Origin of the sequence: Streptococcus sp. CL9.43 (genome assembly GCF_049737935.1) — a bacterium.
Taxonomy (GTDB): domain Bacteria; phylum Bacillota; class Bacilli; order Lactobacillales; family Streptococcaceae; genus Streptococcus; species Streptococcus infantis_I.
Genome location: NZ_JBKOTS010000004.1, coordinates 88,844 through 103,100 on the forward strand (window position 1 = coordinate 88,844; position 14,257 = coordinate 103,100).

The following is a 14,257-nucleotide window of genomic DNA, read 5'->3' on the forward strand; positions in this document are numbered from 1 at the left end:
GAAAGGACAACATGACTCAACAAGACTTTCGGACAAAAGTGGGGGATACGGTTTTTGGCGTTCGGGCGACAGCTTTGATTCTTCAAAACCGCAAGCTCCTAGTCACCAAAGATAAGGGCAAGTATTACACTATTGGCGGTGCGATCCAAGTAAATGAAAGCACGGAAGACGCGGTAGTCCGCGAAGTGAGGGAAGAACTGGGTGTTAAAGCTCAAGCTGGGCCACTAGCTTTCGTGGTTGAAAATCGTTTTGAACAGGACGGTGTTTCCTATCACAACATCGAGTTTCATTATCTGGTAGACTTACTTGAGGACGCCCCATTGACCATGCAGGAAGATGAGAAAAGGCAACCCTGTGAGTGGATTGACTTGGAAAAGCTTGAGGATTTCCAACTAGTTCCAGCCTTTTTAAAAACAGCCCTGCCAGATTGGGACGGCCAACTAAGACACATTCACCTTGAAGAATAGGAGAGAAAATGACTTATAATTTTACGGAAGAATACGATATTATTGTAATCGGTGCGGGACATGCTGGGGTCGAAGCTTCCCTAGCTGCGAGCCGTATGGGTTGCAAGGTCTTGCTTGCGACTATCAACATTGAAATGTTGGCTTTCATGCCTTGTAATCCGTCTATTGGTGGTTCTGCCAAGGGGATTGTCGTGCGTGAGGTAGATGCCCTTGGTGGCGAAATGGCTAAGACCATTGACAAGAGTTACATCCAGATGAAGATGCTCAACACTGGGAAGGGACCAGCTGTCCGTGCCCTTCGTGCGCAGGCTGATAAGGAACTTTACTCTAAGGAAATGCGCAAGACGGTTGAAAATCAAGAAAATCTAACCCTTCGTCAAACTATGATTGATGAGATCTTGGTGGAAGAAGGCAAGGTTGTCGGTGTTCGTACAGCTACCCATCAGGAATATGCTGCCAAGGCTGTTATCGTGACCACAGGGACAGCCCTCCGTGGGGAAATCATCATCGGAGATCTCAAGTACTCATCAGGGCCAAACCACAGCCTAGCTTCTATTAACCTAGCTGACAATCTCAAGGAACTTGGACTTGAAATCGGTCGTTTCAAGACAGGAACGCCTCCACGTGTCAAGGCTTCCTCTATCAACTATGATGTGACAGAGATTCAGCCAGGAGATGAAACACCAAATCACTTCTCTTACACTTCACGCGATGAAGATTATGTTAAAGACCAAGTGCCGTGCTGGTTGACCTATACCAATGGTACCAGTCATGAGATTATCCAAAACAACCTCCATCGTGCGCCTATGTTTACAGGTGTGGTTAAGGGAGTGGGACCTCGTTACTGTCCGTCGATTGAGGACAAGATTGTGCGTTTTGCGGACAAGGAACGCCACCAGCTTTTCCTTGAGCCAGAAGGACGAAACACAGAAGAAGTTTATGTCCAAGGACTTTCAACCAGTCTTCCTGAGGATGTCCAACGTGACTTGGTTCATTCCATCAAAGGTTTGGAAAATGCAGAGATGATGCGAACTGGTTATGCTATCGAGTACGACATGGTCTTGCCTCATCAATTGCGTGCAACGCTTGAAACCAAGAAAATCTCAGGACTTTTCACTGGGGGTCAGACAAATGGAACGTCTGGATATGAAGAAGCTGCTGGTCAAGGGATTATCGCGGGTATCAACGCAGCGCTGAAAATCCAAGGTAAGCCTGAGTTAATTCTAAAACGAAGCGACGGTTATATCGGGGTTATGATTGATGACTTGGTGACCAAGGGAACCATTGAACCTTACCGTCTCTTGACCAGTCGTGCAGAATACCGTCTCATTCTCCGTCATGACAATGCCGATATGCGTTTGACTGAGATGGGGCGCGAGATTGGGCTTGTTGACGATGAACGTTGGGCTCGTTTTGAAATCAAGAAAAATCAATTTGAAAATGAGATGAAGCGCCTAGACAGCATCAAACTCAAGCCAGTCAAGGAAACCAATGCCAAGGTTGAGGAGATGGGCTTCAAGCCGTTGACCGATGCAGTGACAGCCAAGGAATTCCTTCGCCGTCCAGAAGTTTCTTACCAAGATGTGGTAGCCTTCATCGGACCTGCTTCTGAAGAGTTAGATGACAAGATTATCGAATTGATTGAAACAGAAATCAAGTACGAAGGCTACATTTCAAAAGCCATGGATCAGGTTGCCAAGATGAAACGCATGGAAGAAAAACGGATTCCAGCGAATATTGACTGGGATGATATTGACTCTATCGCGACTGAAGCTCGTCAGAAGTTCAAGCTCATCAATCCAGAAACTATCGGGCAAGCTAGCCGTATTTCAGGTGTAAACCCAGCAGATATTTCCATTCTTATGGTGTATTTAGAAGGTAAAAATCGAAGCATTTCTAAAAACTTAGAAAAGAAAGCTGACTAAAAATAAAAAGCTGAATTCTCATTTTGAGAATTCAGTTTTTTTAGTTTTTTCTTCATTTTTCGAATTAAGAGAAAAGGAGAAATGACTATGCTGACAGTAGAAGAAAAAAATTTTTTAGACCGCTATAAAAGAGTTTCATATCATCGTTTTTATGAGATTGAACGCTTTGTTACCTTGTCTGAAAAGTTGAGCGAACGTCCGCCAAAGGCTGACAAGAACTAGACTTTTTGATATACTAGAACAAATTAAAATATAGGAGAGAGCGAATGAACGTATATGGCAGATTAGAAGACGAACCAACTCCAACTTGGATGGGAAGTCAGGATGCTCCAGTAGAAAATGAGGAGCAACTCGAGGTTGAAACTCGTCAGCCTGCCCGCTTACCATTTTTGAATATCCTCATTTTGAGTACTCTAGTGGTCCTTGTGTCCGTAATTTTACCCTTCTTCTTAGGGTTAATAAGTCCGGAGCAATCTCAGGATTTTTATATTGGATGGGCTATGCATCAGAGCGGAGATATCTACACAGATTATTTTGGAACTAGTGGTCTCCTTTATTACTTTTTACAGTATTTAACAAAGGGCAGTATTTTATTTGCCGTCTTTAATTGGTTGGCTTTAGTAGGTGCCGGATTCTTTCTTTTCCGTTCGGCTTACAATCTGACGGAACAAAATAAGCAATCGCAACAAGTGTTGACAGTCTTTTATGTCCTGGCTAGTGCTCTTAGTTTTGGTGGGGGCTATGCAACTATTCTTGCACTCCCATTCTTGTTCTATTCCTTGAGTTTAGTAACAGCTTATTTGGCAGAACCAAGCCTTGACAAAGGATTTATCCGTATTGGAGCTAGCTTAGCTCTAGCATTTTTCTTTGCACCTTTGGTTACAACTTTGTACGCCTTTGTCTTGTTTTTTGCTGTAACAGCTTTTAATATTGGTCGCAAAAATTTGGCTCATGGTGTCTACCAATTTTTTGCAGCGGGCCTTGGTTTTTCAATTCTCTTTTATCCAATCGGATATTATACGGCTTATAAAGGTAGCTTTGGAAATGCGATTAGTCAAATCCTTTATCCATTAGATAGTTTAAACTTTACGTCTAACTCGGGATTACTCGACAATATCCTCTTTTATGGATTGTTAGCAATTGCTCTTGGAGCATTGACGTTTGCATTGACAGGTCTCTTCAAATATAAACCATTGAAGCAATCAGTCTTATCAATCACTGCTGCAATAGCTGTTGTTTTGGTATTAGTTTTAGAAATTTTCTCTACAGATCTTATCAATGGTAGTCGTATGGTTGAGTTACTTCCTTTCTTGTCGCTTCTTTTTCTGACACGAATTCCTACAGAGAAGCCAGAAGGAGCGAATCGTCGTAGAAGATCTAGAGAAGAAACTTCGGTATGGGAAGTTTTTGTAAAAGGAAATGCCTATCTACCAATTTTGGCTCTCGTTTATCTATTTTCAGCCCCTCTAGTATCACGATATTTACTTCATGCGGAACAATATCAAGAGCGCACAAGCATTGAAGCTAAGGTCAAAGGGGAAACTCAAGCTACAGATCGTATCTATGTTTGGGATAATCTGACAAGTAGTTATAAGGCTAGTGAACGTTTAGCTGCGAGTCAGTTGCTTTCGCCTAGGTTGCATACAGGACTTGGTGAAAATCGTACCAAACTTGTTAATGATCTGAGAGATAATCAACCAAAGATGATTGTAGTGAATACAAAAACAAGTCTATGGACAGAAGTTGAGCAGCTCTTAGCTGAAAATTATCAAGCGGTTCAAAGTGAATTCAAAGATTTTAAACTCTATAAATTAAAATAAAAACTATCAATATCTTGTGTAATTTTAAAAAATTTTTATTTTTTAACACAAGATATTGATTTTTATTTTTTTAGTGATATAATACTTTTTAGAATCAATATTATATTTAAGAAAAGGGTATGGATATGATTGTATTGGAAGAGAAGGCTGTCCCTGATCCGACTTTATTCGTCGAAAAACGTGACGGCAGACGTGTAATTTTTGATGTAGACAAGATTGACAAAGCGCTTCATAAGGCAGCTGAAAAGGTTATGGATGTAACCCCTTTGGTTGAAAAGCGACTTAGTACCCTAGTTGAACGTATCGTCGAAGAGATTCATAGTCGCTTTCCTCAAGGTGTAAAAATCTATGAAATCCAAAACATCGTAGAACATGAGTTATTGGAAGCTAAAGAATACGCCTTGGCCGAGGAGTATATCACCTATCGGACTCAAAGGGATTTTGAGCGCTCAAAAGCGACAGATATCAACTTTAGTATTCATAAACTTCTCAATAAAGATCAGGCAGTTGTCAATGAAAATGCCAATAAGGATAGTGATGTTTTTAATACCCAGCGTGATTTGACGGCAGGGATTGTTGGGAAATCCATCGGACTTCAAATGCTTCCTAAACATGTGGCTAATGCCCATCAAAAAGGAGATATCCACTATCATGATTTGGACTACAGTCCCTATACCCCTATGACCAACTGCTGTTTGATTGATTTCAAGGGCATGTTGGAAAATGGTTTTAAGATTGGGAATGCTGAGGTAGAGAGTCCCAAATCTATCCAGACTGCGACAGCGCAGATTTCACAAATCATCGCAAACGTTGCTTCTAGCCAGTATGGGGGCTGTTCAGCTGACCGTATCGATGAAGTATTGGCTCCTTATGCAGAGAAAAATTACCAAAAGCACCTCAAAGATGCGGAGGAATGGGTTCTGCCTGATAAGCGCCAAGAATATGCCTGGAAGAAAACCCAAAAAGACATCTACGATGCCATGCAATCTCTAGAGTACGAGATTAATACCCTCTTTACATCAAATGGGCAAACGCCATTTACCTCTCTTGGTTTCGGTCTAGGAACCAGTCGTTTTGAACGTGAAATTCAAAAGGCAATCCTGAACATTCGTATCAAGGGGCTTGGTTCGGAACATCGAACAGCCATCTTCCCTAAACTCATCTTTACGCTAAAAAGAGGACTCAACTTAGAGGAAGGCTCTCCTAACTACGACATCAAACAGTTGGCTCTTGAGTGTGCAACCAAGCGCATGTACCCAGATGTCTTGTCTTATGATAAGATTGTCGAGTTGACAGGTTCTTTCAAGGTTCCGATGGGATGTCGTTCATTCCTTCAAGGATGGAAGGATGAAAATGGAGTAGAAGTCAATTCGGGCCGTATGAATCTAGGGGTCGTGACGGTTAATCTTCCTCGTATCGCACTTGAATCCGAAGGCGACCTGAACAAGTTCTGGGAAATCTTCAATGAGCGTATGAATATCGCGGAAGATGCCTTGGTTTACCGTGTGGAAAGAACCAAGGAAGCCACTCCAGCTAATGCACCAATTCTTTATCAATATGGTGCCTTCGGACGTCGTCTTGGTAAAGAAGAAAGAGTTGACGAGCTCTTTAAGAACCGTCGTGCGACTGTTTCGCTTGGCTACATTGGACTTTATGAAGTAGCGACAGTATTCTTTGGCAACAATTGGGAAACTAATCCAGAAGCTAAAGAATTCACCCTTAATATCATTCGAGATATGAAACATCGAGTGGAAGAGTGGTCAGACCAATATGGGTATCATTTCTCTATTTATTCAACACCATCTGAAAGTCTGACAGACCGCTTCTGCCGCTTGGATACAGAGAAATTTGGCTCTATTCCAGACATTACTGATAAAGAATACTACACAAATTCCTTCCATTATGATGTGCGTAAAAATCCAACTCCTTTTGAAAAACTAGATTTTGAAAAGGTTTATCCAGAAGCAGGTGCATCAGGTGGCTTTATCCACTACTGCGAGTATCCTGTTCTCCAACAAAACCCAAAGGCCTTGGAAGCTGTGTGGGACTATGCTTATGACCGTGTAGGTTATCTAGGAACCAATACTCCGATTGACCGTTGCTACAAGTGTGATTTTGAAGGAGATTTTGAACCTACTGAGAGAGGATTTGCTTGTCCTAACTGTGGAAATAACGATCCTAAAACAGTAGATGTGGTTAAACGGACCTGTGGCTATCTTGGGAACCCACAAGCGCGTCCGATGGTTAATGGACGCCACAAGGAAATTGCTGCGCGTGTCAAACACATGAACGGTTCTACTATCAAAACAGCAGGACATGAAGTAAGAAATTAGAAAGAGATAGCATGGGAAAATATCAATTAGATGATAAAGGCAAGGCCTTGGTTCAACGATTCCACGAAAAACATTCAAAGGGTGGAGTCAATAAAAAAGACCGAGTAGCTAGCCTTAGAGAACAATTTTTAAACAAGAACAAGAAAAAGTGAGAGTTGCCTCTCGCTTTTCTTATAGCGGGGAGGGGAATATGGAACTACGCAGACCAAGATTGGCAGATAAAGAAACAGTTTTAGAGATGATGGCAGAGTTTGAACAGACTCAATCAGCCCACGATGGCGGATTTTGGGATGCTGAGAATTTTGTTTATGAAGAGTGGTTAGAAGAAAATCTTCAAGCGGAAGCGGGACTCAATATTCCTGAAAACTGGGTTCCTTCTATTCAATTTGTATCATTTGATGATGTAGGTTGTGCTTTAGGGTTTTTGAATCTGCGATTAAGACTGAATGAGGGCTTGCTGAATTATGCTGGCCACATTGGCTACTCTATTCGTCCATCTGAAAGAGGTAAGGATTATGCGAAAGAATCCCTCCGACAAGGTCTACAAGTTGCTAAGGGAAAAAATATTAAACGAGCTTTAGTGACTTGTAGCACAGAAAATCCAGCAAGCCGAGCTGTTATCTTAGCTAATGGTGGGGAGTTGGAGGATGTTCGAAATGGAACGGAGCGCTATTGGATAGACTTGGAGTAGAAAGCATGACATGGAATACACCAAAACCAGGCGAGTGGAAAAGTGAAGAACTCAGTCAGGGGCGCATCATTGACTATAAGGCTTTTAACTTTGTCGATGGAGAGGGGGTGCGCAATTCTCTCTATGTAGCAGGTTGCATGTTTCACTGTGAGGGCTGTTATAATGTTGCGACCTGGTCCTTTAATGCAGGCATACCTTATACCCCAGAGTTGGAAGAGCAAATCATAGTAGACCTAGCCCAACCCTATGTTCAAGGCTTGACTTTATTAGGAGGAGAACCCTTCCTAAATACAGGAATCCTCTTGCCGCTCGTGAAACGTATCCGGAAAGAATTGCCAGAAAAAGATATCTGGTCTTGGACGGGATACACATGGGAAGAGATGATGTTGGAGACACCTGATAAACTGGAGCTCTTGTCAATGATTGATATCTTGGTTGATGGACGGTATGATAAAAGCAAGCGTAATCTCATGCTTCAATTCCGTGGCTCTTCCAATCAACGAATTATCGATGTACAAAAATCTATGCAAAGTGGAAAAGTAGTTATTTGGGACAAGCTTAATGATGGGAAGCAAAGCTATGAACAGGTGAAGAGAGAATGAAGAAAAAAGACTTAATAGAAAGACTAGTATCAGAAATAGAGTCCGGAAAAGTAAAAACGCTGGGTATTTACGGTCATGGGGCTTCAGGGAAATCAACCTTCGCTCAGGAATTGTATCAAGCCCTAGATTCTACTACAGTAAATTTGCTAGAAACAGATCCCTATATCACCTCAGAACGTCACCTGGTAGTACCAAAGCAAGCACCTGATCAAAAGGTGACAGCCTGTCTGCCAGTGGCGCATGAACTGGCAAGTTTGCAGAGAGATATTCTCGCCCTGCAGGCGGGTATGGATGTCTTGACAATCGAAGAACCTTGGAAAGCTAGTGAAATCTTGTCTGGTTCTAAACCAATTCTGATAGTCGAAGGGATGTCTGTGGGTTTTCTACCCAAGGAACTCTTTGACAAAACTGTCTGTTTCTACACGAATGAAGAGACAGAATTAAAGAGGCGTCTAGCTCGAGATACGACTGTGAGAAATCGCGATGCGTCCTTTATATTGGCTAGTCAGCAAATGAGACGAGAACAGTATCTGCAATACTATAAAGAAACCGAGTCAAAAGCGGATATCTTGATAAATCAATCAAATGATAAATTTCAGATCAAAACGAATATTATATAGAAGAAAAAATAAAAATTCGCTCTTCATTTATGCTTATTTGAGATAAGGAGCGATAAGAAAACAGTTTCATTCGAAAAATTAAAAAAATCCTGTCAAATCCCTTGCAATCGCAGGGGCTTTGTGTTATTCTATTATGGTGCTGTAAATTACAGCCTTAGCTTTGATGCAAGAGGTTGCGACACGCTCGGTTGCATTGCCACGCAACGCGCGTCGGTTTTCTTGTGGAGCTAGCCTATTATCTTAAATAGACGAAAAGGAGAAAAAGATGGCAAACAAAAAAATCCGTATCCGTTTGAAAGCTTACGAACACCGTACGCTTGACACAGCGGCTGCTAAAATCGTAGAATCAGCTACTCGCACAGGTGCAGAAGTTGCAGGTCCAATCCCACTTCCAACTGAACGTAGCCTCTACACAATTATTCGTGCGACTCACAAATATAAAGACTCTCGCGAACAATTCGAAATGCGTACACACAAACGTTTGATCGATATCATCAACCCAACTCAAAAAACAGTTGACGCTTTGATGAAATTGGATCTTCCAAGTGGTGTAAACGTAGAAATCAAACTTTAATCTAAAGTTTGAAACCTTGAGCATAAAAAACGCTCGTTAAAAACTTTTTGAATAAAAAATATAGAAAAGGAACTATTTTCTCATGACAAAAGGAATCTTAGGGAAAAAAGTGGGAATGACTCAAATCTTCACTGAAGCTGGCGAATTGATCCCTGTAACAGTTATCGAAGCAACTCCAAACGTTGTTCTTCAAGTTAAAACTGTTGAAACAGATGGTTACAACGCTATCCAAGTTGGTTTCGATGACAAACGCGAAGTATTGAGCAACAAACCTGCTAAAGGACATGTAGCAAAAGCTAACACGGCTCCTAAGCGCTTCATTCGTGAATTCAAAAACGTTGAAGGCTTGGAAGTTGGTGCTGAAATCACAGTTGAAACTTTCGCAGCTGGAGACATTGTTGATGTAACTGGTACATCTAAAGGTAAAGGTTTCCAAGGTGTTATCAAACGCCACGGACAATCACGTGGACCTATGGCTCACGGTTCTCGTTACCACCGTCGTCCAGGTTCTATGGGACCTGTTGCACCTAACCGCGTATTCAAAGGTAAAAACCTTGCAGGACGTATGGGTGGCGACCGCGTAACAATTCAAAACCTTGAAGTTGTACAAGTTGTTCCAGAAAAGAACGTTATCCTTATCAAAGGTAACGTACCAGGTGCTAAGAAATCTCTTATCACTATCAAGTCAGCAGTTAAAGCTGGTAAATAATAAGGAAAGGGGAATACAGTCAAAATGGCAAATGTAACATTATTCGACCAAACTGGTAAACAAGCGGGCGAAGTTGTTCTTAACGATGCAATCTTTGGTATCGAACCAAACCAATCTGTTGTGTTTGATGTGATCATCAGCCAACGTGCTAGCCTTCGTCAAGGAACTCACGCAGTTAAAAACCGCTCAGCTGTTTCAGGTGGCGGACGCAAACCATGGCGTCAAAAAGGAACTGGACGTGCTCGTCAAGGTTCTATCCGCTCTCCACAATGGCGTGGTGGTGGAATCGTCTTCGGACCAACTCCACGTAGCTATGCGTACAAACTTCCTCAAAAAGTTCGTCGCCTTGCGCTTAAATCTGTTTACTCAGAGAAAGTTGCTGAAAACAAATTTGTAGCCGTTGATTCTCTTGAATTTACAGCTCCAAAAACTGCTGAATTTGCAAAAGTTCTTGCAGCTTTGAGCATCGATTCTAAAGTCCTTGTTATTCTTGAAGAAGGAAACGAATTCGCAGCTCTCTCAGCTCGTAACCTTCCAAACGTGAAAGTTGCGACTGCTACAACTGCAAGTGTTCTTGACATCGCAAATAGTGACAAACTTCTTGTTACTCAAGCAGCTATCTCTAAAATCGAGGAGGTTCTTGCATAATGAATTTGTATGATGTTATCAAAAAACCTGTTATCACTGAAAGCTCAATGGCTCAACTTGAAGCAGGGAAATATGTATTTGAAGTTGACACTCGTGCACACAAACTTTTGATCAAGCAAGCTGTTGAAGCTGCTTTCGAAGGTGTTAAAGTTGCAAATGTTAACACAATCAACGTAAAACCTAAAGCTAAACGTGTTGGACGTTACACTGGTTTTACTAACAAAACTAAAAAAGCTATCATCACTCTTACAGCTGATTCAAAAGCAATCGAGTTGTTTGCAGCTGATACTGAATAATCTAAGGAGGAAATATCGTGGGAATTCGTGTTTATAAACCAACAACAAACGGTCGCCGTAATATGACTTCTTTGGATTTCGCTGAAATCACAACAAGCACTCCTGAAAAATCATTGCTTGTTGCATTGAAGAGCAAGGCTGGTCGTAACAACAACGGTCGTATCACAGTTCGTCACCAAGGTGGTGGACACAAACGTTTCTACCGTTTGGTTGACTTTAAACGTAACAAAGACAACGTTGAAGCAGTTGTTAAAACTATCGAGTACGATCCAAACCGTTCTGCAAACATCGCTCTTGTACACTACACTGACGGTGTGAAAGCATACATCATCGCTCCAAAAGGTCTTGAAGTAGGTCAACGTATCGTTTCAGGTCCAGAAGCAGATATCAAAGTCGGAAACGCTCTTCCACTTGCTAACATCCCAGTTGGTACTTTGATCCACAACATCGAATTGAAACCAGGTCGTGGTGGAGAATTGGTACGTGCTGCTGGAGCTTCTGCTCAAGTATTGGGTCAAGAAGGTAAGTACGTTCTTGTTCGTCTTCAATCAGGTGAAGTTCGTATGATTCTTGGAACTTGTCGTGCAACAGTTGGTGTTGTCGGAAACGAACAACATGGACTTGTAAACCTTGGTAAAGCAGGACGTAGCCGTTGGAAAGGTATCCGCCCAACAGTTCGTGGTTCTGTAATGAACCCTAACGATCACCCACACGGTGGTGGTGAAGGTAAAGCACCAGTTGGTCGTAAAGCACCATCAACTCCATGGGGCAAACCTGCTCTTGGTCTTAAAACTCGTAACAAGAAAGCGAAATCTGACAAACTTATCGTTCGTCGTCGCAACGAGAAATAATTTAAAATTAGTCGCTTAAGCGCTAGATAATCCGCCAGCTCGGTAGCGCTCGTTGAGAGCGCAAGCCGCTGTGGTACTATATTTAAAGGAGAAAATATAAAAATGGGACGCAGTCTTAAAAAAGGACCTTTCGTCGATGAGCATTTGATGAAAAAAGTTGAAGCTCAAGCTAACGACGAAAAGAAAAAAGTTATCAAAACTTGGTCACGTCGTTCAACGATCTTCCCAAGTTTCATTGGTTACACTATCGCAGTTTATGATGGACGTAAACACGTACCTGTTTACATCCAAGAAGACATGGTAGGTCACAAGCTTGGTGAATTTGCACCAACTCGTACTTACAAAGGTCACGCCGCAGACGACAAGAAGACACGTAGAAAATAAGGAGAACATAAATGGCAGAAATTACTTCAGCTAAAGCAATGGCTCGCACAGTACGTGTTTCACCTCGTAAATCACGTCTTGTTCTTGACAACATCCGTGGTAAAAGTGTAGCCGATGCAATCGCAATTTTGACATTCACTCCAAACAAAGCTGCTGAAATCATCTTGAAAGTTTTGAACTCAGCTGTAGCTAACGCTGAAAACAACTTTGGTTTGGATAAAGCTAACTTGGTAGTATCTGAAGCATTCGCAAACGAAGGACCAACTATGAAACGTTTCCGTCCACGTGCGAAGGGTTCAGCTTCACCAATCAACAAACGTACAGCTCACATCACTGTAGCTGTTGCAGAAAAATAAGGAGGTAAAATCGTGGGTCAAAAAGTACATCCAATTGGTATGCGTGTCGGCATCATCCGTGATTGGGATGCCAAATGGTATGCTGAAAAAGAATACGCGGATTACCTTCATGAAGATCTTGCAATCCGTAAATTCGTTCAAAAAGAACTTGCTGACGCAGCAGTTTCAACTATTGAAATCGAACGCGCAGTAAACAAAGTTAACGTTTCACTTCACACTGCTAAACCAGGTATGGTTATCGGTAAAGGTGGTGCTAACGTTGATGCACTCCGTGCAAAACTTAACAAATTGACTGGAAAACAAGTACACATCAACATCATCGAAATCAAACAACCTGATTTGGATGCTCACCTTGTTGGTGAAGGAATTGCTCGTCAATTGGAGCAACGTGTTGCTTTCCGTCGTGCACAAAAACAAGCAATCCAACGTGCTATGCGTGCTGGAGCTAAAGGAATTAAAACTCAAGTATCAGGTCGTTTGAACGGTGCAGATATTGCCCGTGCTGAAGGATACTCTGAAGGAACAGTTCCACTTCACACACTTCGCGCAGATATCGATTACGCTTGGGAAGAAGCAGATACTACATACGGTAAACTTGGTGTTAAAGTATGGATCTACCGTGGTGAAGTTCTTCCAGCTCGTAAAAACACTAAAGGAGGTAAATAACCAATGTTAGTACCTAAACGTGTTAAACACCGTCGTGAATTCCGTGGTAAAATGCGCGGTGAAGCTAAAGGTGGGAAAGAAGTAGCATTCGGTGAATACGGTCTTCAAGCTACAACTAGCCACTGGATCACTAACCGCCAAATCGAAGCTGCTCGTATCGCCATGACTCGTTACATGAAACGTGGTGGTAAAGTTTGGATTAAAATCTTCCCACACAAATCTTACACAGCTAAAGCTATCGGGGTTCGTATGGGATCTGGTAAAGGGGCACCTGAAGGTTGGGTAGCACCAGTTAAACGTGGTAAAGTAATGTTTGAAGTTGCTGGTGTATCTGAAGAAGTTGCTCGCGAAGCGCTTCGTCTTGCAAGCCACAAATTGCCAGTTAAATGTAAATTCGTAAAACGTGAAGCAGAATAAGGAGAAGGCATGAAACTTAATGAAGTAAAAGAATTTGTTAAAGAACTTCGTGGTCTTTCTCAAGAAGAACTCGCGAAGCGCGAAAACGAATTGAAAAAAGAATTGTTCGAACTTCGTTTCCAAGCTGCTACTGGTCAATTAGAACAAACAGCTCGCTTGAAAGAAGTTAAAAAACAAATCGCTCGTATCAAAACAGTTCAATCTGAAGCGAAATAATAGACTAGGGAAGGAGAAATTTCAATGGAACGCAATAATCGTAAAGTTCTTGTTGGACGTGTTGTATCTGACAAAATGGACAAGACAATCACAGTTGTAGTTGAAACAAAACGTAACCACCCAGTCTATGGTAAACGTATTAACTACTCTAAAAAATACAAAGCACATGATGAAAACAATGTTGCCAAAGAAGGCGATATCGTACGTATCATGGAAACTCGCCCGCTTTCAGCTACAAAACGTTTCCGTCTTGTAGAAGTTGTTGAAGAAGCGGTAATCATCTAATCAAACCTGAAAGGAGAAAACTGAAATGATTCAAACAGAAACTCGTTTGAAAGTCGCAGACAACAGCGGTGCTCGCGAAATCTTGACTATCAAAGTTCTTGGTGGTTCAGGACGTAAATTTGCAAACATCGGTGATGTTATTGTGGCATCTGTAAAACAAGCTACTCCTGGTGGTGCGGTTAAAAAAGGTGACGTTGTTAAAGCAGTTATCGTTCGTACTAAATCAGGTGCTCGTCGTGTTGATGGTTCATACATCAAATTTGACGAAAACGCAGCAGTTATCATCCGTGACGACAAAACTCCTCGCGGAACACGTATCTTTGGCCCAGTTGCACGTGAATTGCGTGAAGGTGGCTTCATGAAGATCGTGTCACTTGCTCCAGAAGTACTTTAATCA

General features: G+C 41.9%; 21 protein-coding genes. All 21 read left to right on the forward strand.

Features of this window, described 5'->3' with window-relative positions; translation table 11 throughout:
* Positions 1–11: 11 nt before the first annotated feature.
* The 21 genes from ACLNCS_RS07340 (at position 12) to rplN (ending at position 14,254) form a co-directional block, all read left to right on the forward strand.
* Positions 12–467, forward strand: coding sequence for an NUDIX hydrolase (locus tag ACLNCS_RS07340; RefSeq protein ID WP_070677840.1), 456 nt, complete (start codon positions 12–14; stop codon positions 465–467).
* An 8-nt stretch (positions 468–475) separates the two neighbouring features.
* Complete coding sequence (gene mnmG / locus ACLNCS_RS07345) at positions 476–2,392, forward strand: tRNA uridine-5-carboxymethylaminomethyl(34) synthesis enzyme MnmG (RefSeq protein ID WP_424848034.1); 1,917 nt, start codon at positions 476–478, stop codon at positions 2,390–2,392.
* Between the two features lie 87 nt (positions 2,393–2,479).
* Positions 2,480–2,614 carry a hypothetical protein gene (locus ACLNCS_RS07350; RefSeq protein WP_024054483.1) on the forward strand — a complete coding sequence of 45 codons (135 nt, stop codon included), beginning with the start codon at positions 2,480–2,482 and terminating at the stop codon, positions 2,612–2,614.
* A gap of 44 nt (positions 2,615–2,658) precedes the next feature.
* On the forward strand, positions 2,659–4,212 hold the full coding sequence (locus ACLNCS_RS07355) for a damage-inducible protein CinA (RefSeq protein ID WP_424848036.1): 1,554 nt from the start codon (positions 2,659–2,661) through the stop codon (positions 4,210–4,212).
* Between the two features lie 125 nt (positions 4,213–4,337).
* Positions 4,338–6,545: an anaerobic ribonucleoside-triphosphate reductase gene (nrdD, locus tag ACLNCS_RS07360; RefSeq protein ID WP_070677873.1), complete on the forward strand. Its 2,208-nt coding sequence runs from the start codon at positions 4,338–4,340 to the stop codon at positions 6,543–6,545.
* Positions 6,546–6,556: 11 nt separating this feature from the next.
* Positions 6,557–6,697: a hypothetical protein gene (locus ACLNCS_RS07365; protein WP_000521611.1), complete on the forward strand. Its 141-nt coding sequence runs from the start codon at positions 6,557–6,559 to the stop codon at positions 6,695–6,697.
* A gap of 38 nt (positions 6,698–6,735) precedes the next feature.
* The gene (locus ACLNCS_RS07370; RefSeq protein WP_004251074.1) at positions 6,736–7,236 is read left to right on the forward strand and encodes a GNAT family N-acetyltransferase; all 501 of its coding nucleotides are present in this window, start codon (positions 6,736–6,738) and stop codon (positions 7,234–7,236) included.
* Between the two features lie 5 nt (positions 7,237–7,241).
* Positions 7,242–7,838 (forward strand): anaerobic ribonucleoside-triphosphate reductase activating protein, encoded by a 597-nt coding sequence (nrdG, locus tag ACLNCS_RS07375; protein WP_004251085.1) that lies wholly within the window; start codon positions 7,242–7,244, stop codon positions 7,836–7,838.
* Complete coding sequence (locus ACLNCS_RS07380; protein ID WP_004251086.1) at positions 7,835–8,458, forward strand: uridine kinase family protein; 624 nt, start codon at positions 7,835–7,837, stop codon at positions 8,456–8,458. Before nrdG ends, ACLNCS_RS07380 begins: the two co-directional genes overlap by 4 nt.
* A 265-nt stretch (positions 8,459–8,723) precedes the next feature.
* Positions 8,724–9,032, forward strand: coding sequence for a 30S ribosomal protein S10 (rpsJ, locus tag ACLNCS_RS07385; protein ID WP_001284511.1), 309 nt, complete (start codon positions 8,724–8,726; stop codon positions 9,030–9,032).
* Positions 9,033–9,114: 82 nt separating this feature from the next.
* Entirely contained in the window at positions 9,115–9,741 is a 627-nt protein-coding gene (gene rplC / locus ACLNCS_RS07390; RefSeq protein ID WP_004251088.1) for a 50S ribosomal protein L3, read from the forward strand.
* 24 nt (positions 9,742–9,765) lie between these two features.
* Positions 9,766–10,389, forward strand: a complete 624-nt coding sequence (gene rplD, locus ACLNCS_RS07395) for a 50S ribosomal protein L4 (RefSeq protein WP_000024549.1) — start codon at positions 9,766–9,768, stop codon at positions 10,387–10,389.
* Entirely contained in the window at positions 10,389–10,685 is a 297-nt protein-coding gene (locus ACLNCS_RS07400) for a 50S ribosomal protein L23 (RefSeq protein WP_424848040.1), read from the forward strand. Before rplD ends, ACLNCS_RS07400 begins: the two co-directional genes overlap by 1 nt.
* Before the next feature lie 17 nt (positions 10,686–10,702).
* Complete coding sequence (gene rplB, locus ACLNCS_RS07405; RefSeq protein WP_000512910.1) at positions 10,703–11,536, forward strand: 50S ribosomal protein L2; 834 nt, start codon at positions 10,703–10,705, stop codon at positions 11,534–11,536.
* Between the two features lie 102 nt (positions 11,537–11,638).
* Complete coding sequence (gene rpsS / locus ACLNCS_RS07410) at positions 11,639–11,920, forward strand: 30S ribosomal protein S19 (protein WP_000533766.1); 282 nt, start codon at positions 11,639–11,641, stop codon at positions 11,918–11,920.
* An 11-nt stretch (positions 11,921–11,931) separates the two neighbouring features.
* Positions 11,932–12,276, forward strand: a complete 345-nt coding sequence (rplV, locus tag ACLNCS_RS07415) for a 50S ribosomal protein L22 (RefSeq protein ID WP_000818137.1) — start codon at positions 11,932–11,934, stop codon at positions 12,274–12,276.
* A 12-nt stretch (positions 12,277–12,288) separates the two neighbouring features.
* Positions 12,289–12,942, forward strand: coding sequence for a 30S ribosomal protein S3 (rpsC, locus tag ACLNCS_RS07420; RefSeq protein ID WP_000529936.1), 654 nt, complete (start codon positions 12,289–12,291; stop codon positions 12,940–12,942).
* Positions 12,943–12,945: 3 nt separating this feature from the next.
* Positions 12,946–13,359, forward strand: coding sequence for a 50S ribosomal protein L16 (gene rplP / locus ACLNCS_RS07425; RefSeq protein WP_002928793.1), 414 nt, complete (start codon positions 12,946–12,948; stop codon positions 13,357–13,359).
* Between the two features lie 9 nt (positions 13,360–13,368).
* Positions 13,369–13,575: a 50S ribosomal protein L29 gene (gene rpmC / locus ACLNCS_RS07430; RefSeq protein ID WP_000772918.1), complete on the forward strand. Its 207-nt coding sequence runs from the start codon at positions 13,369–13,371 to the stop codon at positions 13,573–13,575.
* A 24-nt stretch (positions 13,576–13,599) separates the two neighbouring features.
* Entirely contained in the window at positions 13,600–13,860 is a 261-nt protein-coding gene (gene rpsQ, locus ACLNCS_RS07435) for a 30S ribosomal protein S17 (protein ID WP_000440801.1), read from the forward strand.
* Positions 13,861–13,885: 25 nt separating this feature from the next.
* Positions 13,886–14,254: a 50S ribosomal protein L14 gene (rplN, locus tag ACLNCS_RS07440; RefSeq protein WP_424848043.1), complete on the forward strand. Its 369-nt coding sequence runs from the start codon at positions 13,886–13,888 to the stop codon at positions 14,252–14,254.
* The last annotated feature ends 3 nt before the right edge of the window (positions 14,255–14,257 follow it).

Bases quoted from the DNA above. Each gene is read 5' to 3' on its own strand.
- rpsQ (WP_000440801.1), top strand. From the start codon at position 13,600: ATGGAACGCAATAATCGTAAAGTTCTTGTTGGACGTGTTGTATCTGAC.
- ACLNCS_RS07355 (WP_424848036.1), top strand. From the start codon at position 2,659: ATGAACGTATATGGCAGATTAGAAGACGAACCAACTCCAACTTGGATG.
- ACLNCS_RS07380 (WP_004251086.1), top strand. From the start codon at position 7,835: ATGAAGAAAAAAGACTTAATAGAAAGACTAGTATCAGAAATAGAGTCC.
- rplC (WP_004251088.1), top strand. From the start codon at position 9,115: ATGACAAAAGGAATCTTAGGGAAAAAAGTGGGAATGACTCAAATCTTC.
- ACLNCS_RS07340 (WP_070677840.1), top strand. From the start codon at position 12: ATGACTCAACAAGACTTTCGGACAAAAGTGGGGGATACGGTTTTTGGC.
- rpsS (WP_000533766.1), top strand. From the start codon at position 11,639: ATGGGACGCAGTCTTAAAAAAGGACCTTTCGTCGATGAGCATTTGATG.
- rplV (WP_000818137.1), top strand. From the start codon at position 11,932: ATGGCAGAAATTACTTCAGCTAAAGCAATGGCTCGCACAGTACGTGTT.
- ACLNCS_RS07400 (WP_424848040.1), top strand. From the start codon at position 10,389: ATGAATTTGTATGATGTTATCAAAAAACCTGTTATCACTGAAAGCTCA.
- nrdD (WP_070677873.1), top strand. From the start codon at position 4,338: ATGATTGTATTGGAAGAGAAGGCTGTCCCTGATCCGACTTTATTCGTC.
- ACLNCS_RS07365 (WP_000521611.1), top strand. From the start codon at position 6,557: ATGGGAAAATATCAATTAGATGATAAAGGCAAGGCCTTGGTTCAACGA.
- ACLNCS_RS07350 (WP_024054483.1), top strand. From the start codon at position 2,480: ATGCTGACAGTAGAAGAAAAAAATTTTTTAGACCGCTATAAAAGAGTT.
- nrdG (WP_004251085.1), top strand. From the start codon at position 7,242: ATGACATGGAATACACCAAAACCAGGCGAGTGGAAAAGTGAAGAACTC.
- rplP (WP_002928793.1), top strand. From the start codon at position 12,946: ATGTTAGTACCTAAACGTGTTAAACACCGTCGTGAATTCCGTGGTAAA.
- rplN (WP_424848043.1), top strand. From the start codon at position 13,886: ATGATTCAAACAGAAACTCGTTTGAAAGTCGCAGACAACAGCGGTGCT.
- rpmC (WP_000772918.1), top strand. From the start codon at position 13,369: ATGAAACTTAATGAAGTAAAAGAATTTGTTAAAGAACTTCGTGGTCTT.
- ACLNCS_RS07370 (WP_004251074.1), top strand. From the start codon at position 6,736: ATGGAACTACGCAGACCAAGATTGGCAGATAAAGAAACAGTTTTAGAG.
- mnmG (WP_424848034.1), top strand. From the start codon at position 476: ATGACTTATAATTTTACGGAAGAATACGATATTATTGTAATCGGTGCG.
- rplD (WP_000024549.1), top strand. From the start codon at position 9,766: ATGGCAAATGTAACATTATTCGACCAAACTGGTAAACAAGCGGGCGAA.
- rpsJ (WP_001284511.1), top strand. From the start codon at position 8,724: ATGGCAAACAAAAAAATCCGTATCCGTTTGAAAGCTTACGAACACCGT.